The sequence below is a fragment of the Campylobacter sp. 2014D-0259 genome, from assembly GCF_008000505.1.
GTDB lineage: Bacteria > Campylobacterota > Campylobacteria > Campylobacterales > Campylobacteraceae > Campylobacter_D > Campylobacter_D jejuni.
On the sequence record NZ_VOAQ01000024.1, the window covers coordinates 364,575 to 386,463 of the forward strand.

Here is a 21,889-nt window from a genome sequence, read left to right on the forward strand (position 1 = left end):
TTTAATCCTTTGTGATATTAATACTTTTAAAATTTGTATAATTTACAAACGCCTTTTGCTGAACCTTAACAAAATTTTTTAAGGTATAATCGACCCAATACGAACCTTTCTTTAACTTAGAAAAGCTTACACAAAGCCTTGCAGCAAATTCTATCACATCGAGGCTGATTTTTTGCTTGTTTGATACAATCAAAGTATGTGCGCTAGGAATATCCCTTACATGAAGCCACAAATCATCTTTTTTAGCATTTTTAAGTAAAAATTCATTGCCTTTTTCATTTTTACCCACACAAATTTTAAACTCATTGTAATAAAAATTTGCCACAAGATCTTCTTGTTTATAATCTTGATTTTTTTTGCTATTTTTTTTAGGTAGTAAAATTTCAAGCTCTATCTCACTCTTAGCTTGAAGCAATAATTCTTTCAAACTCAAGGTAAAATCTAACTTTTCTTTTAAATTTTGCCTTTGTATGTTTAAATTTTTAGCTTTTTGTTCTAATTTTTTGGCATTTTTATAATATAAATTAGCACTTTGCTTAGGACTAAATTCAAGCTTAAATTCAAGCTCTTTGCCTTCAAAATCATCAAGCTTAAATTCCCTTTCATAATCTTTTAAAACACTCAAATTTGCAAACAATACATCAGCCCTTTTTCTGTATTCTAAAGCTTTTAAGAGTAAAGAATTTTCTTCATCTAGACTAGAAAAAAGTTCTTGTAAATTTTGTATTTTTTTATCTACTTGTGCAAGTTTTAAATTTTTTATTTGTTTGATTTTACTCTCATAAATGCTTGTAAATTTGCGAGAAAAATAATCTGCAAAGTCTTTGATTTCCTCAAAATTTTCATCCATTTTATAAGGCTTTAAAGGCTCTAAAATCACATTAGGTTTTACAACACGATAACTTTTATCAATATGCCTTAAAGCCTCTATGATCAATTTTTTTTTATCTGTAAGAATAACATTGGTATTTTTACCCGTAAATTCAAAATAAATCTTGCTCTCATAGCTTTTATAAGCCTTATTAGCTTTTACGCTAAAACATAAAATACGATTGCCTTCAAGGACTTTAACTTCCTTTATAAAAGCATTGCTAAAATACTTTTTAAGCATAAAATCAAAAGGTGCATTATAATTTTTTGCATTAAATTTAGCTGTATAAATCGCACTCATTGCACGAGTAAGATCAAAAATAAATCTTTTTCTATCAAAGCTTAATTCCAAAATATTGTCATTGATACGCTTGATAAAATCGATTTTTTTAAACTGAGAAAAAAAAGTTTGCAATTGTAAAAGTTCTGTGTATTTCATAAAAGAAATTATAAAATATTTTGGCGAATTTGTGGTAGAATTACATTAAAAAAGGAAATTTGTGCAGCTTAATGAGCTAAATTGCGTGATTTTATGTGGTGGCAAATCTAGTCGTATGGGACAAGATAAAAGCAAATTGATTCTTAAAAATCAAAATTTAACTCAATTTCAAGTAGAGAAATTTTCTAAAATTTTTAAAAATGTCTATGTGAGTGCGAAAGAAGACAAATTTGAAAACCATTTTAGCTTGATAAAAGATTCTTTAGAATTTGAAGTTTACTCTCCTATGCTTGCGCTTTACTCTATACTTTCAAATTTTAAAAATGAATTTGTTTTTGTTTTAAGTGTAGATAGTCCTAAAGTAGGTGAAAATGAGCTTTTAAAAATGCTTCCTTTTTTAGAACAAAACTATAAAATAATCATAGCCAAAACCCCTTTACATACACATCCCTTATGTGGCTTTTATCACAGCTCTTTAGCTCAAACTTGTAAAAATTTCTTAGAAAAAAATGAACAAAAAATAGGACTTTTATTTTCTGAGATTAAAACCAAATTTGTAGAATTTGAAGATGAAGATGCTTTTTTAAATCTTAATTTTTATGAAGAATATGAAAAATTTAAAAGCGAGTTAAAATGAGAAAAATTGCTTTATTTTTAAGCTTATGCGTTTTTATATGGGCTAGTGATTTACAACAAGCTTTAGAGTATGAAAAACAAGGCGATTATAAAAAAGCTATGGAAATTTACAAAAAACTCGCTTTAAAAAATTCATCTGTTTTGATTTCTCAAGAACAAAATAACTCAAGCAAAGCAACACAAACGCAAAATTCTATCACTATAAAAAAAGAAGAAAAACAAGACTTTTCTCGCTTAGCTTTGGCTAATTATCTTGGTGAAAATGAAAGCTTTAATCCCCTTGGCATTAGCTCTTATAAGATGAATTATTTTTTACCTTTTGCTTATAGTTTTAATTCTTTAGGAGTAAATAATAATAAGAGTGAGGCGAAATTCCAACTTAGTGTTAAAAAAAGACTTTTTGAAAATTTACTAGGGCTAGATGAAAAATATTATATAGCCTATACTCAAACTTCTTGGTGGCAAATTTATGAGCATTCTTCTCCTTTTAGAGAAACCAACTATCAACCAGAATTTTTTATAGATTTTCCTTTGTATCTTAAAGATTATGAATTTTTTAACAATCTACGCGTAGGTATATTGCATGAAAGCAATGGCAAGGGAGATGAGAATTTACAATCTCGCTCATGGAATAGAATTTATGTATCTACGGCTATTTTATATAATAAATTTTTATTTGTTCCACGCCTTTGGTATAGAATTCCTGAAAGCAAAAAAGATGATGATAATCCTGCTATCTTGCATTATATGGGAATTTTTGATGTGAATTTAGCGTATTTGGGCGATGATTATTTTATCAATCTTATGCTAAGAAATAATCTTAAATTCCACGATAACAAAGGTGCTATACAGGTTGATCTAGGATATGATATTTTTAATAACGGAATTTATTGGTATTTACAATACTTTAATGGCTATGGAGAAAGCCTTATAGACTATAACAAACACTTGCAAAGACTTTCCACTGGATTTTTGATTTCTTACTAAAATATCCTTTGTAGTTTTATCATTTCTTAAAACAAATTTCATTACAATTTCATTTTTGATAATTATTATTACTATAAGGAAAGATTTGTTTTTTAAGCATATATTGAGTTTAAAAGTGCTTATAGCTTTACTTTTATTTTTTGGAATGATAAGTTTATTTATAGGAGTTATCAGTATCAATGTAAAAGATATTCTTAATCTTAACTCCACTCAACTAGAAATCATAACTCTCACAAGAATTCCTAGACTTATAGCAATTTTACTCACAGGAATGAGTCTTAGTATATGTGGGCTTATCATGCAACAACTCACGCAAAATAAATTCGTTTCCCCAACTACAGCAGGGACCATGGATTGTGCTAAATTTGGCATACTTATTTCTTTAATATTTTTTGCTGGAGCGTCTTTTTTCACTCAAGCTATCATTGCTTCTATATTTGCACTTTTGGGTTCTTTTATATTTATCCAAATTTTAAGAAAAATCAAACTCAAAGATGTGATTTTTGTACCTTTGATAGGCTTGATGTTTGGAGGTATTATTAGTGCTATAACCACTTTTTTTGCCTATGCTTTAAATTATATACAAAATATCCAAGGTTGGCTACAAGGCAGTATGGCAAATGTTATGCAGGGAAATTATGAATTGCTCTACATTTCTTTACCACTTTTTATACTTGCTTATTTTTTAGCTCATAAAATTACCATAGTTGGCATGGGCGAAGATGTAGCTTTAAATCTTGGAATTTCTTATAATGGTATATTATTTTTAGGCTTGATGATTGTAAGCATTATCACTAGTTTAGTGATTGTAAGCGTTGGGATTATCCCTTTTTTAGGGCTAATTATCCCAAATTTAGTAGCTCTTTATCTAGGTGATAATCTTAGAAAAAATCTTATCTATATAGCACTTTGTGGAGCTTTGTTTTTACTTGTTTGCGATATCATTTCAAGACTTGTCATCTTTCCTTTTGAAATGCCTTTAAGTATCACTACAGGTGTTTTAGGATCTTTAATCTTTATCTTTCTTTTGCTAAAAAGGAAAGTTTATGCGTAAAAAAATGCTGATTTTGAGCTTTTTAACACTTGGTATGATAGGGATTTTTATACTTGTGGGTTTAAATGGCTTTGATGAGTATGCCTTAAAAAGTCGTTTTTTACAAATTGCAGCTATTATTATAGTAGCTATTTGCATCGCTGTTTCAACAGTGATTTTTCAAACTTTATGCAACAACAAAATTCTAACCCCTGCTATCATAGGATTAGATTCTTTATATATGTTACTTCAAAGTGCTCTTATCTTTTCTTTTGGTGCAGCTAATTTAAGTGTTTATAAAAACGATATCAATTTTTTAATCACTCTAGTTTGTATGGTGGTTTTTTCACTAGGACTTTATAAAATTTTATTTAGTAGCGATAGAAGTATTTATCTTATAATGCTTTTAGGCTTAGTTTTTGGAACACTTTTTAGCACTTTAAGCTCTTTTTTTGAAGTATTAATCGATCCTGATGAATTCATGGTAATACAAGGAAGAATGTTTGCTAGTTTTGATAATATTGCTTTTGATATTTTAATTCTTGCTTATATCATTAGCTTTTTAAGTTTTATATGGATTTTTCGCTATATGAAATTTTTAGATCCTTTAAATTTAGGCAAAGATTTAGCGATAAATTTAGGGATAAATTATCAAAAAATTTCAAAACAATTGATGATTATCATAGCTATTTTAACTTCTATTAGCACTGCACTTGTAGGTCCTATAACCTTTTTGGGGCTTTTGGTGGCAAATATCACTTATGAGCTATTTAAAACTGCAAAGCATAGTATTTTACTAAGCGCTTGCATACTCATTAGCATTTTAGCTTTACTTGGAGGGGTATTTTTTGTCTCTAGAGTTTTTGATTATAATGCCACTATAAGCGTAGTTATTAATTTCTTAGGTGGGATATATTTTATCTATCTTGTATTAAAGGGTAATAAATTATGATTAAACTAAAAAATATCACCAAATTTTATGATAATAAAGCCATTATTTCAGATCTTAGCCTTGATTTTCATAAAGGCAAAATCACTTCTATAATAGGAGCCAATGGCGCTGGAAAATCCACTCTTTTAGCTCTAGCAAGTCGTTTAATAAAACCTAGTAGTGGAGAAATTTATATCGATGGAATGAAATTAAAAGACTATAAAGAGCAAATCTTAGCACAAAAAATTTCCATTCTCAAACAACAAAACAATATCAATTTAAGATTAAAAGTTGAAGAATTAGTCGCTTTTGGGCGTTTTCCACATTCTCAAGGAAGACTTAATGCAAACGATAAAATCAAAATCAATGAAGCTTTAGAATACATGGGGCTTAGCAACTTAAGAAATGAATTTTTAGATACATTAAGCGGCGGACAAAAACAAAGAGCTTTTATAGCCATGATCATCGCTCAAGATACTGAATTTATAATGTTTGATGAACCTTTAAACAATCTTGATATGAAGCATAGTGTACAAATCATGCAACTAATGAAAAATTTAGTCAAAGACTTTAACAAAAGTATAGCTGTTGTATTACATGATATTAATTTTGCTTCGATTTATTCTGATGAAATCATAGCCTTAAAAGATGGGAAGCTTTTAAAACAAGGCTCAAAAGATGAAATCATCAATCAAGAAAATTTAAAACAAATTTATGATATGGATATACCTGTAAGTCAAATTGATGGTAAGAAAATTTGTATTTATTTTTAAAAAGGAGAAAATATGAAAAAATCTTTAGTTTTTGCATTTTTTGCATTTTTTTAAGTCTAATCTTAACAGCTTGTAATTCAAATTCAAATGAAAACAACGCAAGTTCTACAACAAAAACCAACACTGCTACGATGAAAGTTTTGCCTATTAGCATGAGTGATGAGGGTGATAGTTTTTTAGTGAAGGATAGCCTAGGAGAAAATAAAATCCCTAAAAATCCTTCTAAGGTAGTGATCTTAGATCTTGGAATTTTAGATACTTTTGATGCTTTAAAATTAAACGATAAAGTCGCGGGCGTTCCTGCTAAAAATTTACCAAAATACCTACAACAATTTAAAAACAAACCTAGTGTAGGTGGAGTACAACAAGTTGATTTTGAAGCCATTAATGCTTTAAAACCTGATCTTATCATCATTTCTGGACGCCAAAGTAAATTTTATGACAAATTAAAAGAAATAGCTCCAACTTTATTTGTAGGTCTTGATAATGCAAATTTTTTAAGCTCTTTTGAAAACAATGTCTTAAGCGTTGCAAAACTTTATGGTTTAGAAAAAGAAGCTTTGGAAAAAATTTCAGATATTAAAAATGAAATTGAAAAAGCCAAAAGCATAGTTGATGAAGATAAAAAAGCTCTTATTATTCTTACAAATTCTAACAAAATTTCAGCCTTTGGCCCTCAATCTCGCTTTGGGATTATTCACGACGTTTTAGGGATTAACGCGGTAGATGAGAATATAAAAGTAGGCACTCACGGTAAAAGTATCAATTCTGAATTTATATTAGAAAAAAATCCTGATTATATTTTTGTTATTGATAGAAATATCATTGTAGGCAACAAAGAACGGGCTCAAGGCATACTCGATAATGCGCTTGTCGCTAAAACCAAAGCAGCACAAAACAAAAAAATCATCTATCTTGATCCAGAATACTGGTATTTAGCAAGTGGAAATGGACTAGAGTCTTTAAAAACTATGATTTTAGAAATCAAAAACGCTGTAAAATAATATAACTTCGCAAGGGCTAGTCTCTTGCTTTAATACTTAATAAAATATTTGGGATTTTCAAGAAAGTTTTAGTGGCGAACAGAGAGGGATTTGAACCCTTTTTTTAAATAAAAAATGTTTTTATGTTATAATAAATCTTTAAAAAGGAGTAACAAATGAACTTAGAATTTTCAAAAGAAACTCAACATTTTTTAACCAATTATTGTAAAGATAACAATTTAAGTGAAAAAGAAGTTTTAGAACTTGCTTTAAGTTATTTAGAACATAAAATAAGAATTGATGGTTATAAAAAGGATATAGAACTTTACAAGCAAGATAAATTAAAGACTTTAGATTTTGATGAAACTTTTAATGATATTAGAAAAGATTTAGAATAAATGAAAATTGTTCCAACTCCTAAATTTAAAAATGAGCTTAGGCATATTGTTAATTTTATAAAATTAGATAGTTCTTTTTATGCTAAAGAATTTCTTAATGATATTAATTCAATTTGTAAAAATCTTTCTTTTATGCCTTATAAAAATAGAAAATCTTTGTCTTTTGATAATGAAAATATAAGAGATTTGATTTTTAAAGGTTATATTATCCCTTATCTTATCGATAAAAGTAAAAATGAAATTGTGATTTTAGGCATATATAAAAGTAATCTTTGGGATTGATTTTATATTTTATTTTTTTAGAATTCTTACTTCCATATTAGCATTCTTTTTCATCTAATTTCTTAAATAATTCCAAAATATCTTATTTTCTAATGGATTATTTTCCAATTTTAGAATAATATTTATTTATTATAGTTCTAGATTATTCTTTTTTTTCAAATATATAATGTTGATATATAAATACTTGGAATTTTCAAGAAAGTTTTAGTGGCGGACAGAGAGGGATTTGAACCCTCGAGACCCGTTAAGATCTGCACCCTTAGCAGGGGTGTGGTTTCAGCCGCTCACCCATCTGTCCAATAAAGTAAAGTGTGATTATACAAAAAAATAAATAATACCTAGCTTAAAAAGCTAGGAAAAATCAAAGGCTAAGATAAGCCAAAAGCAAAGTTACAACAACCCCTACTCCAAGAACTGCAAATTGTTTACTTCTATCTTTTTTATTTGCAAACAAAGTAATCATAAGCCCTGAAATATAAAGCATAAATAAAGTAATACCAAAACCTACGCTAAGCACAGAAAAATACCAAGCACCCTTATCTTTATGAAGCATAATCATATCTCCAAGCAAAGATCTTGTTTTTAAGGTAATATTGTATTCATTAGTAGAATTTTGAGTTATATTAGCACTATAATGAGTTCCACCTATTGTTATACCTTTATCTTTGCTTTTAATTATATTTGTATTAGATGGTACTTTTAAACCATTTGTTTTTAAATACTCTATTAAAGCTTCTCTTTCTTTACCACTTTCTATAACTTTTGACAATTGATATTGCTCAACTTTTAAGCCCACATCTTGATTAATACCAAAAATATATGCTATACCCGTTAAAGCAAAAAGCAAAGCACAAGGCAAAAAGAACAAACTAAGATAGATATGAACCTGTCTAAACAATTTATTTTTATTGATCATTTTAACTCCTTTTTGATTATCAAAATTTGTGATATTTTGACAAAACAAAGTGAAGCAAAAGTGAATTTTAAATAAAAAGTTTATATTTTTTAAAACAAAGAAAAGAAAAAGCCCTATGATTATAGGGCTTAAGAATTATTTTTTATCAATCACTTGATAATTATAAGGAGCAAGCTCTTTATCATGCTCTAAAAGTTCTTTTGGAGGATTGCCATTAACATCTTTTTCATCTGCATAGTAACGCTCTCCAGCTTTATGATTATTAACATCTACTTTATAATAAAGCTCTCCTGGATTAAATTTTTGAATATCTTCAAAACCTAAATTTGAAGTTTTAAAATCTTTAATTCCATTTGCCGCTGCAATTTCTACAAGTTTAGTTTGTCCCATTCTTGCCATATCAACAGCTTGCAATAACATTCTTGAAGCTTCGCGAGGATTATGGAAACCAGTTGAGTTTTCAGCATTAACAAAATCCGCTCTCATTTGAGCTTTACGATGAAGTTCTAAAACTTCTTTTAGCTCTTCACTAATTTTTTTCGTATCAGCTTTTCCATCGCTTTGGAATTTTTCCATATTACCTAGCTCATCGCGTAGTTTTTTAGTATCCATAATCAAACTAACAATTGCGTACTCTGCAGTTCTTTGATCATGCGCAACGCTATTTTGTATGTCAAGCACTTGAGCTTTTAAATAATCTTCGCTTTGTTTATGACAAGACTTACAAGCAGAGTTAATATCTCTTAAAGGAGAAGTGATATTGTGTTGAGTAACCTTTTTAGCTCCTTCTCTAACATAAGGCATATGACAATCCACGCAACTTACCCCATTTGCAGCATGCACACCGCCACTATAAAGTTCACTTTCTGGATGTTGAATTTTAATAATTTGCGCTCCTGTTAATTTATGAGTAAAATCAGCTCCAAATACTCCACGAACTTTATCATAATAATCATCTAGCATTTCAATTCTAAATGGTTGTCCTTTTTTCCATTCACTCCAAGGAAAAGTTAAAACTATACCATCGGTTTCAATCTCTTTAGCTTTATTGCCATCTCTCCAAAATTCATACTCATCATAATTTTTCTGAGTTCCATTCCACCATTTTTTAGAACTATCATCTACAATAGTTTCACCCATTACTTTTACTTTTTCCCCTGTTGGTTTAAAATAGTATTCAACATGGCATTGAGAGCAAACTAAAGTTCTCATTTCTTCTCTTGTAGCTTTTACGCCTTGTACTGGATCTTTTTCATATCCTCTAGAAACTAAAGCATTAATAGCTGCTGGACGAGTAAGTCTTAAACTCATATCATTTGGATTGTGACAATCTGCACAAGTTACACCCATTCTTTTACCACCATGTGGGCCTGCATGTTCAGGTGAATTTTCTACTATACCATCAACAGCTGGGATATTTTTAATCATAGTCCAATAATTTGTAGAGTTAAAAGCAGTAAAATCTCCTTTAGCAACATTTTTTATAAGCCATGGAGTCCATCCACTATGACAATTCATACAAGCTGCGGGTTGACCTTTAAAAGCAGCAAGTCCATGGGCATTAAGAAAATCTTTGTTGTTTCTTGCTGTTTTCATTTGATCTATTTGAACCCAAAAATGCCCTCTTTCTTCATTGAAATCAAGGCTAAAAGGATATCCTGCCCAAAGTATGGTTAATTGAGGAAAGCGAATCAATTTTGAATAAGCTAAATTACCACCAAATTCAGTAGCCTTAGGCTCTTCTTTTTCAACCGTTAAATACATTTTTAGTTGCTCTGGAAAAACCTTACCCCATTTTTCAAAATTTGGATCATCATCGCTAAGCAAAGAAAAATCAGCATTTGCTGCAATGGCATTTTTATTTGCTTCATCTTCTTTTTTTTGATTGATATCATTATTTAGCCATAAAACTCCCGCTATAAGTAAAACCAAAACGACAATACCTAAGCGTAAAATATTTTTTTTCATTCATCTTCTCCTTATTAAATTCCGTGTTTATGTCCAACATCTTTATGACAAGAAGCACAATTTAATGACTTGTCTGCATGTGGATTTGTTGTAGCATTGATAGCTGTTTGAGCAAAATCTGCATGACAGCGTATGCAGTTTTCTTGCACCATTTTTCTGCTTTTTTCAGTCGCACTCAAATTTGTAGGCAACTCATCAAGTTTAAAAGTAAAAGCATAAGCATGCCCTAAACCACTTTGAGCCTTAGCTATCCACTTAGCTACAAAATTATGTGGCAAATGGCAATCCACGCAAGTTGCTCTTGGTTCGCCTTTGACTTTTTGAGAGTGCGGCCCTGCCATGTATTCGTTATAAACTTCATTCATAATATGGCAGTTATTACAAGATTCACTTGCATTGCTTAAATAAGATGTGCCCTTAGCGTTATAAAAGGTATAAAAGCCAACCGCAAAGAAAACAAAAAGCAAAACAAGAAAAATAGTAAAAAGATTCGAAGTTTTCTTCAAAATTTTCCTCCTTAAAATTATCATTTCTTAAAATCTTCAATGAAACAACAATGTCACAGAATTTCCCAGAAATAAATTTTGTGATTCTAACATAGATGAATTTAATATAATTTTAAAGATATATTTACTCTTAATTAACCTAAAAATTTAAAACTTTTATTCAATAATTTCAAAATAAATGATAAAATACAACTAAAAAAGGAAAAATTAATGCAAACAAGTCCTGATATGTTTATCAATCGCGAACTTTCTTGGCTTCGCTTTAATTCTCGTGTTTTAGACCAATGTTCTAAAAATTTACCTTTGTTAGAAAAATTAAAATTTATAGCTATATATTGCACCAATTTAGATGAATTTTATATGATACGCGTCGCAGGCTTAAAACAACTTTTTTCAGCTGGAGTTAATGCAAGCAGTAGCGATGAAATGACCCCGTTACAACAATTAAAAGCCATACGCAAATACTTACATCAAGAAAAAGAGCTTTTGGAGCGTTATTTTAATGAAATCACAAGTGAATTAGAAAAAGAAAATCTTTTCATAAAACATTATGAAAATTTAGATGAAAATTTAAAACAAAAATGTGATGAGTATTTTTTCTCCAATATTTTTCCTGTTATTGTTCCAATAGCTGTTGATGCTACTCACCCTTTTCCGCATTTAAACAACTTATCTTTTTCACTAGCGGTTAAAATTTGCGATAAAGCGCATCCTGAACTTGTAAAATTTGGAATGATTAGAATTCCAAGAGTTTTACCTCGTTTTTATGAAGTAAGTGCAAATATTTATGTTCCTATAGAAAGTATAGTCCATCAACACGCAGAAGAAATTTTTCCAGGCTATAAACTCTTAGCTTCAGCAGCATTTAGAGTGACTAGAAATGCAGATATGGTAATAGAAGAGGAAGAAGCTGATGATTTTATGATGATTTTAGAACAAGGCTTAAAACTTCGCAGAAAAGGAGCTTTTGTAAGATTACAAATTCAAAAAGATGCAGATGAACAAATCGTAGAATTTCTTAATACTCACATGAAAATTTTTCATAAAGATGTTTATGAATATTCTATTTTACTCAATCTCCCTAGCCTTTGGCAAATCGCAGGAAATAAAACCTTTACGCATCTTTTAAGCCCACTTTACACACCTAAAACTTTACCACCTTTTGATGAGAATTTATCTATTTTTGATGCTGTAGAAAAAGAAGATATACTCATCATACAACCTTTTGAAAGTTTTGATCCAGTTTATAAATTTATCAAAGAAGCAAGCAAAGATCCTGAAGTAATTTCCATAAGAATGACACTTTATAGAGTTGAAAAAAATTCCAATATAGTTCAAGCTTTAATTGATGCTGCAAGCGATGGAAAACAAGTAACTGTGATGGTAGAATTAAAAGCACGCTTTGATGAAGAAAATAATCTTCATTGGGCGAAAGCTTTAGAAAATGCCGGAGCTCATGTTATTTATGGCATTACAGGTTTTAAAGTCCACGCTAAGGTTTCTCAAGTCATACGCAAACAAGGAGATAAACTTAAATTTTATATGCATTTAAGCACAGGAAATTATAATGCAAGCAGTGCTAAAATCTATACTGATGTGAGTTATTTTACAAGCAAAGCAGAATTTGCAAGAGATACGACAAGCTTTTTTCACATCTTATCGGGCTTTAGTAAAAATCGTCGCCTTCAAACTCTTTCAATGAGCCCAAATCAAATCAAAGAAAAAGTTTTAGAAATGATACGCATTGAAACAAGCAAGAAAAATGAAGGTGTGATTGTAGCTAAAATGAATTCTCTTGTGGATAGTGATATCATACAAGCGCTTTATGAAGCAAGTATGGAAGGAGTGCAAATCGATCTTATCATACGCGGAATTTGTTGCTTAAAACCTGATGAAGAATACAGCAAAAACATACGCGTTAGAAGCATCATAGGAAAATACTTAGAACATGCTAGAGTATTTTATTTTAAACATAGTGAGCCAAATTATTTTATATCGAGTGCAGATTGGATGCCAAGAAATTTAGAGCGTCGCTTAGAACTTATGACTCCTATATATGATGAAAGAAGTAAAGCTAAATTAGCTCAATTTTTACGCTTGCAACTTAGTGATAATGTTTTAGCTTACGAGCTTAAAAACAATGGAGAGTATGAAAAAATTCCTTCTTCTGAAAAAATCATAGATTCTCAACAAACCTTAGAAGAATATGTAAGTAAAATTTATAAAACACTTAAAAAAGATACAGATCAAAGTCGTGCAACGCACTTAGCTTCCAAACTTTTCAAAGAAAACTAAAAGTTTTTAGGGTTTTTACTCTAAAGACTTATTTACTTGTTTGTTATAAAAAAGGGCTTTAAGATAAAGCCCTAGGAGATTTCCCATAGAAATAAACAATCATTTCTAAACTATAAAAAGATTTAGAAATGATTTTTAAGATTAAAATTTATATTTAAGTCCTACTTGACCACTTAAGTAAGTTTCATTTTTATTATCTACTTTACCTGCTAGTATTTGTTTAGCACCAAAGCCAAGATTCATACTGAGTTGATTTGTAAAATCTACATTACCCCCTACGATAATTTGTCCGTATGTTTTTTTCTTGTTGTTAGCTTCTACACTAGTAAAGAAAGCATTATTTACAGCTAGGTTAGCTGTGTAATCATCACCACTATTGATAACAAATTGTTCTATTTTTGGAGTTACAAAAATATAAGAGTTTTCATTCATATATTTTCTAAATTCAGCACCCACTTCAACACTTACAGAATTATTTTTCATAGAATCAATATCTTTGGCAATAGCACCATTTTCTGTATGAGATGGAGTATAACTAAAATAATAATTTACTCCCGCAAAAGGTTTAATAAATAAAGTATTATCACTAAGATCAAATACACGACCTGCATTAGCACTAAGTCCTAAGAATTTACTTGTATAATCTGAGTTATATGCACCATCTACTTGAACATTGTCTTGTTTAGTTGGAGAAACTTGAGCATAAGCTTTAAGATTAAGTTCCCATTGCGGAGCTATATTGATAGTAGAATACATACCTAATTGGAAGTTATCGCTTTTTTGTTCTAGATTATTGTCTTTGATTTTAGCATTTGCATAAGTAAAATAAGCACCCCATAAAACATTATCATTAGCTTGTTTATCTACTCCCACGGTAGCACCATACATTGCACCACTATCTCCATCGATAATGTTAGCACCACCAAAAGCATTAGCCCAAACACTATTGGTATATTCATTTACATAGCTTGGTCTCATATCACTATCTAAAGCAGCAAATTTAAGGCCATTCATTTTAGAAGCATAAGTTCCAAAAGGATTGTTTAACATTGCTACACGAGAACCTATAGAAACATCATTAGAAATATTCATAGTGGTATTAACTGCACTAGAAGCTGAATTGAAATTAGATACAGATTTACCTGTATTGTCTGTGTCTTTTTTGATTTGTAGGGCTAGTTTTACACCTTCTCTACTTGCTAAATCTGCGCCTATACTTCCTAATTGTTCTGTGATAGAACGAAGTACTAGAATAGAAGCTTTATCATTAGCACTAAGATTTAAATTTGAATTTTTATTTACTAAATCAATGTATTTTTCATCATCGATTTTGCCACCGTTTTGCATAGCTTCTTGTTGAAGTTTTTCAAGTTCAGTTTTTTGTTCTTGTAGGGCTTTTTTGGCTTGCTCATTATCTAAACCATCTATGATTCTAGTGATAGCTTCAAGATCTACTGCGATTTGATTAGTTAAATTTTTAGCCGCTGCAGTAGCACCTCCATTAATCACTAAGCATTTATCACCACCACAGTTTTTAAGGCTAAGTTTATAATCCACAAAGGCACCTCCATACTTCTTATCATCTGTAACATCAAGATAAGCAGCATAATCATCGCCATTTAGCAAGTTTTCATTTATATAAGAACTTGCAGTTTTTAAAATCAAAGCTCCTGCGTTAGTGTCTTCATTAAGTGTATCTGTTTTTATGTCTTTCGCTCTTAAAGCAATAAAATCATTTACATCTAAATTAGAATAAGATTGAGATAAAAATCCAAGACCTGCTTCTTTAAGCGTTGCTGTTCCATTGACTTTAAAAGTATCGCTTTTCATTGAAACAATAGCACTATTTGTTGTGCTAAAGTCTCCATTTACAGTTAAGCTGCCATTTACAGTATCGTTAGTATTTTCTCTGCTACCATTAAAAATTAACAAAGATGAAGCTTTATTTTTATCTATATTGCCAAGATCAAAATCTTTACCTGAACCTTCCATTGTAAAATTAGCATTAATAATTCCTGCATTAAAATAACTAAGTCCTATATCAGTAGTTTTAAAATCTTTGGCATCTACATTGAAATTTTTTACTAAAGCAGCTGTTTTGCCTTGATAATCCATTTGGTTTTTCAAAGTTAAAGAATTATTGCCTAAATCAATGTTGATTTTAGTATCTTCAGGGGCATCATCAAAAGCTGAAGTGCTGATATTAAAAGTTACATCTTGCTTGTTTTTATAATTTTCATTTTTAAAAGTAGCAACATTGTCTTTTTCATTGATATCAAAATATTTGTCTAAATCACTATCGCCATTAAAAGTAATCTCTGCTGCAAAAGCACCCGAATAAAGCAAAGTTGCTACACCTAAGCTTAGCAATATCTTGCTCGAAGCATTTTTCTTCATAAGTTTCTCCTTCAATAAATTTAAACTGAAGGAAAAATTATACCCCCCCCCTAAAAATAAGCTTAAAAATAAAACTATAAATTTTTAATGAAAAATTATAAAACCTAATATATCAAAGCTTTAAGGGTAATAAATCGATCTTAACTTCATATAAAAAATTCTAAAAATTTGAAATAAACTTATGATTTACTTAAAATTAGCGTGATGGTGGAAGCGAGGGGAATCGAACCCCTGTCCAAAAATAATCCCACAAAGACCTCTACATGCTTAGCAAAGATGACTACTTCACCCTACTTCGCTCATCTTCCAAAACTCAAAAGCAAGGCTAAGACTTTATTTCACCTCAACGCTTGTCAAACGCAAGGCTACACTATCAAAAATGACCGAAAATTAAGCTAGATAGTATGACTTAAATTTCAGGCTCAACTGAACTTACGCAGCTTTTGCGTAAGCAGGAGCGAATTTAACGTTGTTTGCGTTTAATTTTATTTGGGCTTTTTACGCTTTGCCCAAAGCGACATGCCATCTAAGCAGACTTACTCCTGTCGAAGCCAAGTCGCTCCCTTATTTAGAAATAATATTTGGAACATTAACAATTAAAGGATTAAAAACCGCTAAAACAGAATCATCATTTTCATATGAACGACAATATTTTTCAAACTGATCACTCATCAAAAGCATCCAATCCGTAAATTCATCACTAGCAGGCCCATTAAAGCGATTTGCTTGCGCCATCATCTCTTCACAAAATACACAAAAATCAGTCACTTCTTCAAGATTTAAGCGTCTTGCTGCCCAAGCGGTATTGTGTGCTAAAGTTTCAAGCTCTTTTATGGCTTCTTTATAACGCACACTATCGCTTCCAAGCTTGATGATTAAAGGTTCAAACCTATCGCACATGGTTCTAAAAAATTGCAAAAATTTTTCTATATCGTCAATTTCATAATCTAATTCTAATTTTGTTAAAATTCCCATTTTTAAACCATAATCATTAAAGTTTAATGTAAATTCTAGCAAATTTTAGCTAAAATCTTATTTTAATTTTTCCAAAATATAAGCAAAGATATGGATAGAATAGTAGAAATAGAAAAATACTCCTTTGATGAAACTTACGAAACTTCGTTGCGTCCTTCAAATTTTGATGGTTATATAGGTCAAGAAAGCATTAAAAAAAATTTAAATGTCTTTATAGCTGCAGCTAAAAAACGCAATGAATGTTTAGATCATATACTTTTTAGCGGTCCTGCAGGACTTGGAAAAACAACACTAGCTAATATCATCTCCTATGAAATGGGTGCAAATATCAAAACAACCGCCGCTCCTATGATAGAAAAAAGCGGAGATTTAGCAGCCATTTTAACCAATCTTAGCGAAGGAGATATACTTTTTATCGATGAAATTCACCGCTTAAGCCCTGCTATCGAAGAAGTGCTTTACCCTGCAATGGAGGATTACCGCCTTGATATCATTATAGGTAGTGGCCCAGCTGCTCAAACTATAAAAATCGATTTACCAAAATTTACTCTTATAGGGGCTACAACGCGTGCAGGTATGCTTAGCAATCCTTTACGTGATCGTTTTGGTATGCAATTTAGATTAGAATTTTACAAAGATAGCGAACTTGCCCTAATCTTGCAAAAAGCAGCTTTAAAACTTAATAAAACTTGTGAAGAAAAAGCCGCACTTGAGATCGCTAAAAGAAGTCGTTCAACTCCTAGAATAGCTCTAAGGCTTTTAAAAAGAGTTAGAGATTTTGCTGATGTTAATGATGAAGAGATTATCACAGAAAAAAGAGCTAATGAGGCCTTAAATTCTTTAGGAGTTAATGAGCTTGGTTTTGATGCGATGGATTTAAGATATCTTGAACTTTTAACCGCTGCTAAGCAAAAACCTATCGGACTTGCAAGTATTGCTGCGGCTTTAAGCGAAGATGAAAATACCATAGAAGATGTAATCGAGCCTTATTTACTAGCTAATGGCTATATAGAACGCACTGCAAAAGGGCGTATAGCGAGTGCAAAAAGCTATAGTGCTTTAAAACTAAACTATGAAAAAACTTTATTTGAGGAGTAAATTTTGCAAAATGGAAAATTCTTTCTTATAAGCTTTATTTTAGTCATTTTATTTCTTTTGCTTTACCTTTTTAAAGGTTTTTTACTTGTAATTATCATAGCTAGTTTAATGGCGGTAGCTACCTCAAATATCAATGCGAAATTTTTAAATCTTACTAAAGGGCATAAATTTTTAGCTTCCATTCTTACAACAACTTGTATGGTTTTGCTTTTCTTTGCACCTTTTGTTTATGCTATGATAGAACTTGCCAAAGCTTTAAAAAATTTTGATATTAATTTAGTCACACAAACACTTGATTATGTCAAAAACTATCAATTTACTTTGCCTGAAAGCTTTAATTTTTTAGAACCTAAAATCAAAGAATTTTTAGCTTCTATAGATTTAAATAGCATTTCTAAACAAATTCTAAGTTATGCTTCAAGTTTTACAAAATCAGGAGCTAAATTTCTTATAGATATGGTTTTAATTTGTGTGTTTTATTTCTTTGCAAATCTATATGGAACAGAACTTGTTATCTATCTTAAATCCATCATTCCCATTGATAAAAAAGAACTCGATGATGTTTTAAGCGAAGTGGGTAATGTTATGGCTGTTGTGCTTTACTCTATGGTAATTGTAGCAATATTTCAAGGTGCACTTTTTGGTTTAATCACAATGTTTTATGGTTATGATGGAATTTTAATGGGAGTAATTTTTGCTGTAAGTTCTCTCATACCTGCTATAGGAGGAGCTTTAATTTATGTGCCTGTAAGTCTTTATGAATTTGCCTCAAACAATCTTAACTCAGCTCTTGTTATTTTTATTTATTCTGTAATTGTAATTTCTTTTATAGCAGATACTTTAATCAAACCTTTAATTATCAAATGGATCAACAAAAAACTTGTAAAAACCCCTACCAAAATCAACGAACTTTTAATTTTCTTGGCTATGATAGCAGGAATTTCAACCTTTGGTTTTTGGGGTATTATACTAGGTCCTGCGATTTTAACCTTTTTTGTATCAACTTTAAGAATGTATGTGATTTTAAAAGATAAGAATTTAATTTAACTTGCCTTAAAAAAGGCAAGTTTTATGTTCTAGGCTTTTGGGCCTATCATTTTAGTAGGATCAACAAATTTATTGAAATCTTCTTCGCCAACCAAACCAAGCTCCATTGCGCTTTCTTTTAAAGAAATACCTTTTTTATGAGCATTTTTGGCTACTTTAGCAGCGTTTTCATAACCTATGTGTGGATTTAGAGCAGTAACTAGCATTAAAGAATTATGAAGATTATGATCGATTTTTGCACGATTTGGTTCTATACCTACAGCACAATGGATATTGAATGAATGCATAGAATCAGCCAACAAATCAAGACTTTGCAAGAAATTATAAATAATCACAGGCTTAAACACATTAAGTTCAAAATTTCCTTGACTTGCTGCAAATCCGATAGCTGCATCATTTCCCATCACTTGTACAGCAACCATAGTAACAGCTTCGCACTGGGTAGGATTTACCTTACCTGGCATAATCGAACTTCCTGGCTCATTTTCAGGGATGATAAGCTCACCAAGACCACATCTTGGGCCTGAAGCTAACCATCTTATATCATTTGCAATTTTCATTAAATTTGCAGCCAAACCTTTCATAGCTCCATGAGTAAAATTAATCGCATCATGACTTGTTAAAGCATGAAATTTATTTGGACTTGAAACAAATTTCGTACCTATAAGTTGAGTTAGCTCTTCACTTACTTTTTGGCTTAATTCTGGATGTGCATTAAGCCCTGTTCCTACTGCAGTTCCTCCTATGGCAAGTTCTCTTAAAGTTGGTAAAGAAGCGATGATTTGCTCTTTTGAATGCAAAAGCATAGAAAGATATCCACTAAATTCTTGTGCTAGAGTAAGTGGCGTAGCATCTTGTAAATGCGTGCGTCCTATCTTGATAATACCATCAAATTCTTTTACTTTTTTTTCAAAAGTTGCAATAAGCTCATCAAGCGCAGGGATAAGCTTTTTCTCTACTTGCTCAACCGCAACGATACTCATAGCAGTTGGAAAAGTATCATTTGAACTTTGACTCATATTAACATGATCATTTGGATGTACAAGCTTTTCTTTGCGAAAATCTCCACCCATGATTTCAGTGGCGCGATTTGCAATAACTTCATTCATATTCATATTACTTTGTGTGCCTGAACCTGTTTGCCAAATCGCAAGTGGAAAATTATCATCAAATTTACCTGCGATAATCTCATCGCAAGCTTGAACTATAGCATTTTTCTTAGCATCATCAAGTTTGCCAAGTTTGTTATTGACTAAAGCTAAAGATTTTTTAAGATTTGCAAAAGCATAGATTAAAACCTTTGGCATTTTCTCACAACCGATTTTGAAATTTTCAAAACTTCTTTCAGTTTGAGCTCCCCAATATTTGTCATTTGGGACCTTAACTTCACCCATAGTATCGTGTTCAACTCTATATTCCATAGTGTTTCCTTTCTAGAAATATTGTTAGAATTATTTAAACAAAAATAAGCATAAAGTTAGCTTATAATTTAAAATTTATTTATATTTTTTTGAAGTATTTGAAAGTTATGTGCAGTTTATTTAAACTGCACGGATTATTCGACTGTTACGCTTTTAGCCAAATTTCTTGGCATATCCACATCATTACCAAGTCTTATGGAAATTTCCATCGCCAAAAGTTGAGTAATGATCATCATTTCAAAAAATTCACACATATAATGATCTTGCTCATTGGTTTTTATAAAATCATCACTTAAATCAAATTCTAAAGGTGAAATGCTAAGCACTGTAGAATCCCTAGCAATAAGCTCTTCAACATTTGATTTTGTTTTTTCATAAAGCATGTGCTTTGGCATTAAAGCTATAGTATAAAGCTTAGAATCAGCCAAAGCAATAGGGCCATGTTTCATCTCTCCTGCAGGATAACCCTCAGCGTGAAGATAAGATAATTCTTTAAGTTTCAAAGCTCCTTCTAAAGCCAAAGGATAAAACACATCTCTGCCTATAAAGAAAAAGCCATGTCCATCTAAATAACGCTTAGATAAACGATGAATTTTTTCATGTAAAGCCTGTTTTACACTCACGCAATTTGGAGTATGCAAAAGTGCTTTAATTTCAGCAAAAACATTTAAATTTCTTTTTTGTGCCATAAAAATAGCAAGCATCCAAAGTGTTAAAACCTGAGTGGCAAAAGCTTTAGTTGAAGCAACTCCTTTTTCTATACCCGCACGAGTTAAAAGACTTAGGTGTGCTAAACGCACTATATTAGAATTATCCACATTACAAATTGCAAAAGTCTTAGCGCCCTGCTCTTTTGCAATCTTTAAAGCCTCTAAAGTGTCTGCTGTTTCTCCACTTTGAGAAATAACGATAAATAAAGAATCTTTTTTTATAATTGCTTCACGGTAGCGAAATTCACTTGCAATTTCTACTTTAGCTTTAACTTTAGCAATTCTTTCAAACAAATAAGCACTTGCCATTGCAGCATGATAGCTTGTTCCACAAGCACAAAGCGTGATTTCATCTACTTGACTTAAATCTTCATTATTTAGCTCATCAAAAACGACTTCATCGCCTTGAATACGTCCCATTAACACTTCACTCATCACACGACTTTGTTCATAAATTTCTTTTTCCATAAAAAAACGAAAGCCGTCTTTTTTTGCATAAGCCTTATCGCCTGAAAGCTTAGAAAAAGAAAGTGATTTTAAAACATCATTTTCATAAACGACAAGCTCATCTTTACTCGCGTATCCCAAGCTTAAATCTTCAAGATACATTACCTCATCACAACTTCCTATCAAAGGTGCATCACCTGAAGAAAAATACCATTCTTTATTTGCATTTTTACCGATAATCAAAGGGGCAGCATTTTTTGCAAAATACACATGATTGGGATCTTTTTTTGTTACTAACAAAGTAGCAAAAGCACCGCGAAGTTCTTTGATGGTTTTTTGCCAAGCTTCAAAAACTCCCAAATTTCTTGCATAAAATTCAAAAAGCTGGACAATAACTTCAGTATCCGTTTGACTTAAAAAACTCACGCCTTCTTTTTCAAGTTTATCTTTGATTTCTTTATAATTTTCTATAATACCATTGTGAATCACACAAGAATACTGTCCTAAATGAGGATGTGCGTTGATTTCAGTAGGCTTACCATGAGTTGCCCATCTTGTATGACCTATAGCAAAACCATAACCTTGACTTTCAAAATCCGTGCATTTATTCGCCAAATTTTCAAGTTTTCCTACAGCTTTAAAAAAACTAAGCTCTCCTTCTTGCATCACTGCCATACCCGCACTATCATAGCCACGATATTCTAATTCTTTAAGTCCATTTAGTATAATTTGTTTTTTTTCATTATTTCCTATATAGCCTACGATTCCACACATTTT

Annotated in this window: 18 protein-coding genes, 1 tRNA gene, 1 other RNA gene and 1 pseudogene; 11 read left to right on the forward strand and 10 right to left on the reverse strand. The window is 30.8% G+C overall.

Translation table 11 applies throughout. The annotated features are described in order from the left end of the window. Window position 1 precedes the first annotated feature (1 nt). Window positions 2-1,309, reverse strand: coding sequence for an NFACT RNA binding domain-containing protein (locus SR63_RS06450; RefSeq protein WP_147498406.1), 1,308 nt, complete (start codon window positions 1,307-1,309; stop codon window positions 2-4). A 61-nt stretch (window positions 1,310-1,370) separates the two neighbouring features. Here SR63_RS06450 and SR63_RS06455 point away from each other — a divergent pair, with 61 nt between their 5' ends. From SR63_RS06455 to SR63_RS06490, 8 genes and pseudogenes are all read left to right on the forward strand, one after another. Further along, window positions 1,371-1,946, forward strand: coding sequence for a molybdenum cofactor guanylyltransferase (locus SR63_RS06455; protein WP_022552382.1), 576 nt, complete (start codon window positions 1,371-1,373; stop codon window positions 1,944-1,946). Continuing rightward, entirely contained in the window at window positions 1,943-2,932 is a 990-nt protein-coding gene (locus tag SR63_RS06460; RefSeq protein WP_022552383.1) for a phospholipase A, read from the forward strand. Before SR63_RS06455 ends, SR63_RS06460 begins: the two co-directional genes overlap by 4 nt. Before the next feature lie 85 nt (window positions 2,933-3,017). Next, window positions 3,018-3,986 carry an ABC transporter permease gene (locus SR63_RS06465; protein WP_022552384.1) on the forward strand — a complete coding sequence of 323 codons (969 nt, stop codon included), beginning with the start codon at window positions 3,018-3,020 and terminating at the stop codon, window positions 3,984-3,986. Beyond that, window positions 3,979-4,917 (forward strand): iron chelate uptake ABC transporter family permease subunit, encoded by a 939-nt coding sequence (locus tag SR63_RS06470; RefSeq protein ID WP_002866771.1) that lies wholly within the window; start codon window positions 3,979-3,981, stop codon window positions 4,915-4,917. The genes SR63_RS06465 and SR63_RS06470 overlap by 8 nt, the downstream gene beginning before the upstream one ends. Then, window positions 4,914-5,669, forward strand: a complete 756-nt coding sequence (locus SR63_RS06475) for an ABC transporter ATP-binding protein (RefSeq protein WP_002866772.1) — start codon at window positions 4,914-4,916, stop codon at window positions 5,667-5,669. Before SR63_RS06470 ends, SR63_RS06475 begins: the two co-directional genes overlap by 4 nt. Before the next feature lie 12 nt (window positions 5,670-5,681). Beyond that, window positions 5,682-6,673: pseudogene (gene ceuB, locus SR63_RS06480) on the forward strand (enterochelin ABC transporter substrate-binding protein CeuB). Window positions 6,674-6,828: 155 nt separating this feature from the next. Beyond that, window positions 6,829-7,050 (forward strand): hypothetical protein, encoded by a 222-nt coding sequence (locus SR63_RS06485; protein ID WP_002853781.1) that lies wholly within the window; start codon window positions 6,829-6,831, stop codon window positions 7,048-7,050. Beyond that, window positions 7,051-7,332 carry a type II toxin-antitoxin system RelE/ParE family toxin gene (locus tag SR63_RS06490; protein ID WP_002866775.1) on the forward strand — a complete coding sequence of 94 codons (282 nt, stop codon included), beginning with the start codon at window positions 7,051-7,053 and terminating at the stop codon, window positions 7,330-7,332. 208 nt (window positions 7,333-7,540) lie between these two features. Here the strand turns inward: SR63_RS06490 and SR63_RS06495 are convergent. The 4 genes from SR63_RS06495 to nrfH all read right to left on the reverse strand — a co-directional run bounded on the left by SR63_RS06495 (window position 7,541) and on the right by nrfH (window position 10,746). Then, window positions 7,541-7,630, reverse strand: a tRNA-Ser gene (locus SR63_RS06495). 63 nt (window positions 7,631-7,693) lie between these two features. Then, complete coding sequence (locus SR63_RS06500) at window positions 7,694-8,248, reverse strand: membrane protein (RefSeq protein ID WP_002855904.1); 555 nt, start codon at window positions 8,246-8,248, stop codon at window positions 7,694-7,696. Window positions 8,249-8,383: 135 nt separating this feature from the next. Beyond that, a complete protein-coding gene (locus tag SR63_RS06505; RefSeq protein WP_002866777.1) occupies window positions 8,384-10,216 on the reverse strand; it encodes an ammonia-forming cytochrome c nitrite reductase subunit c552 in 1,833 nt (610 codons plus the stop codon). Window positions 10,217-10,230: 14 nt separating this feature from the next. Further along, the gene (gene nrfH, locus SR63_RS06510; RefSeq protein WP_010891930.1) at window positions 10,231-10,746 is read right to left on the reverse strand and encodes a cytochrome c nitrite reductase small subunit; all 516 of its coding nucleotides are present in this window, start codon (window positions 10,744-10,746) and stop codon (window positions 10,231-10,233) included. Between the two features lie 186 nt (window positions 10,747-10,932). On the opposite strand from nrfH, the gene SR63_RS06515 reads away from it, so the two are divergent. Beyond that, a complete protein-coding gene (locus tag SR63_RS06515; RefSeq protein WP_002860421.1) occupies window positions 10,933-13,017 on the forward strand; it encodes an RNA degradosome polyphosphate kinase in 2,085 nt (694 codons plus the stop codon). Window positions 13,018-13,158: 141 nt separating this feature from the next. Here the strand turns inward: SR63_RS06515 and capC are convergent, their stop codons facing one another. The 3 genes from capC to SR63_RS06530 all read right to left on the reverse strand — a co-directional run bounded on the left by capC (window position 13,159) and on the right by SR63_RS06530 (window position 16,389). Continuing rightward, a complete protein-coding gene (capC, locus tag SR63_RS06520; protein WP_002866779.1) occupies window positions 13,159-15,414 on the reverse strand; it encodes an autotransporter adhesin CapC in 2,256 nt (751 codons plus the stop codon). A 205-nt stretch (window positions 15,415-15,619) separates the two neighbouring features. Further along, window positions 15,620-15,978, reverse strand: a transfer-messenger RNA (tmRNA) gene (gene ssrA / locus SR63_RS06525). Further along, entirely contained in the window at window positions 15,979-16,389 is a 411-nt protein-coding gene (locus SR63_RS06530) for a hypothetical protein (protein WP_002783915.1), read from the reverse strand. A gap of 90 nt (window positions 16,390-16,479) precedes the next feature. Between SR63_RS06530 and ruvB the strand changes: the two genes are divergently transcribed. Both ruvB and SR63_RS06540 read left to right on the forward strand, forming a co-directional pair. After that, complete coding sequence (gene ruvB / locus SR63_RS06535; protein ID WP_002866780.1) at window positions 16,480-17,487, forward strand: Holliday junction branch migration DNA helicase RuvB; 1,008 nt, start codon at window positions 16,480-16,482, stop codon at window positions 17,485-17,487. A 3-nt stretch (window positions 17,488-17,490) separates the two neighbouring features. Further along, the gene (locus SR63_RS06540; RefSeq protein WP_002862038.1) at window positions 17,491-18,534 is read left to right on the forward strand and encodes an AI-2E family transporter; all 1,044 of its coding nucleotides are present in this window, start codon (window positions 17,491-17,493) and stop codon (window positions 18,532-18,534) included. Window positions 18,535-18,563: 29 nt separating this feature from the next. Here the strand turns inward: SR63_RS06540 and fumC are convergent, their stop codons facing one another. After that, window positions 18,564-19,955, reverse strand: a complete 1,392-nt coding sequence (fumC, locus tag SR63_RS06545) for a class II fumarate hydratase (protein ID WP_002877339.1) — start codon at window positions 19,953-19,955, stop codon at window positions 18,564-18,566. A gap of 134 nt (window positions 19,956-20,089) precedes the next feature. After that, window positions 20,090-21,886 (reverse strand): glutamine--fructose-6-phosphate transaminase (isomerizing), encoded by a 1,797-nt coding sequence (gene glmS / locus SR63_RS06550; RefSeq protein ID WP_147498408.1) that lies wholly within the window; start codon window positions 21,884-21,886, stop codon window positions 20,090-20,092. Window positions 21,887-21,889: the final 3 nt, after the last annotated feature.

What these genes read in the sequence shown, in the direction of transcription:
- SR63_RS06450 (WP_147498406.1), bottom strand. Translation starts at nt 1,309, where the DNA reads ATGAAATACACAGAACTTTTACAATTGCAAACTTTTTTTTCTCAGTTT.
- nrfH (WP_010891930.1), bottom strand. Translation starts at nt 10,746, where the DNA reads ATGATAATTTTAAGGAGGAAAATTTTGAAGAAAACTTCGAATCTTTTT.
- SR63_RS06475 (WP_002866772.1), top strand. Translation starts at nt 4,914, where the DNA reads ATGATTAAACTAAAAAATATCACCAAATTTTATGATAATAAAGCCATT.
- ruvB (WP_002866780.1), top strand. Translation starts at nt 16,480, where the DNA reads ATGGATAGAATAGTAGAAATAGAAAAATACTCCTTTGATGAAACTTAC.
- SR63_RS06490 (WP_002866775.1), top strand. Translation starts at nt 7,051, where the DNA reads ATGAAAATTGTTCCAACTCCTAAATTTAAAAATGAGCTTAGGCATATT.
- glmS (WP_147498408.1), bottom strand. Translation starts at nt 21,886, where the DNA reads ATGTGTGGAATCGTAGGCTATATAGGAAATAATGAAAAAAAACAAATT.
- SR63_RS06530 (WP_002783915.1), bottom strand. Translation starts at nt 16,389, where the DNA reads ATGGGAATTTTAACAAAATTAGAATTAGATTATGAAATTGACGATATA.
- SR63_RS06500 (WP_002855904.1), bottom strand. Translation starts at nt 8,248, where the DNA reads ATGATCAATAAAAATAAATTGTTTAGACAGGTTCATATCTATCTTAGT.
- SR63_RS06515 (WP_002860421.1), top strand. Translation starts at nt 10,933, where the DNA reads ATGCAAACAAGTCCTGATATGTTTATCAATCGCGAACTTTCTTGGCTT.
- fumC (WP_002877339.1), bottom strand. Translation starts at nt 19,955, where the DNA reads ATGGAATATAGAGTTGAACACGATACTATGGGTGAAGTTAAGGTCCCA.
- SR63_RS06485 (WP_002853781.1), top strand. Translation starts at nt 6,829, where the DNA reads ATGAACTTAGAATTTTCAAAAGAAACTCAACATTTTTTAACCAATTAT.
- SR63_RS06470 (WP_002866771.1), top strand. Translation starts at nt 3,979, where the DNA reads ATGCGTAAAAAAATGCTGATTTTGAGCTTTTTAACACTTGGTATGATA.
- capC (WP_002866779.1), bottom strand. Translation starts at nt 15,414, where the DNA reads ATGAAGAAAAATGCTTCGAGCAAGATATTGCTAAGCTTAGGTGTAGCA.
- SR63_RS06460 (WP_022552383.1), top strand. Translation starts at nt 1,943, where the DNA reads ATGAGAAAAATTGCTTTATTTTTAAGCTTATGCGTTTTTATATGGGCT.
- SR63_RS06505 (WP_002866777.1), bottom strand. Translation starts at nt 10,216, where the DNA reads ATGAAAAAAAATATTTTACGCTTAGGTATTGTCGTTTTGGTTTTACTT.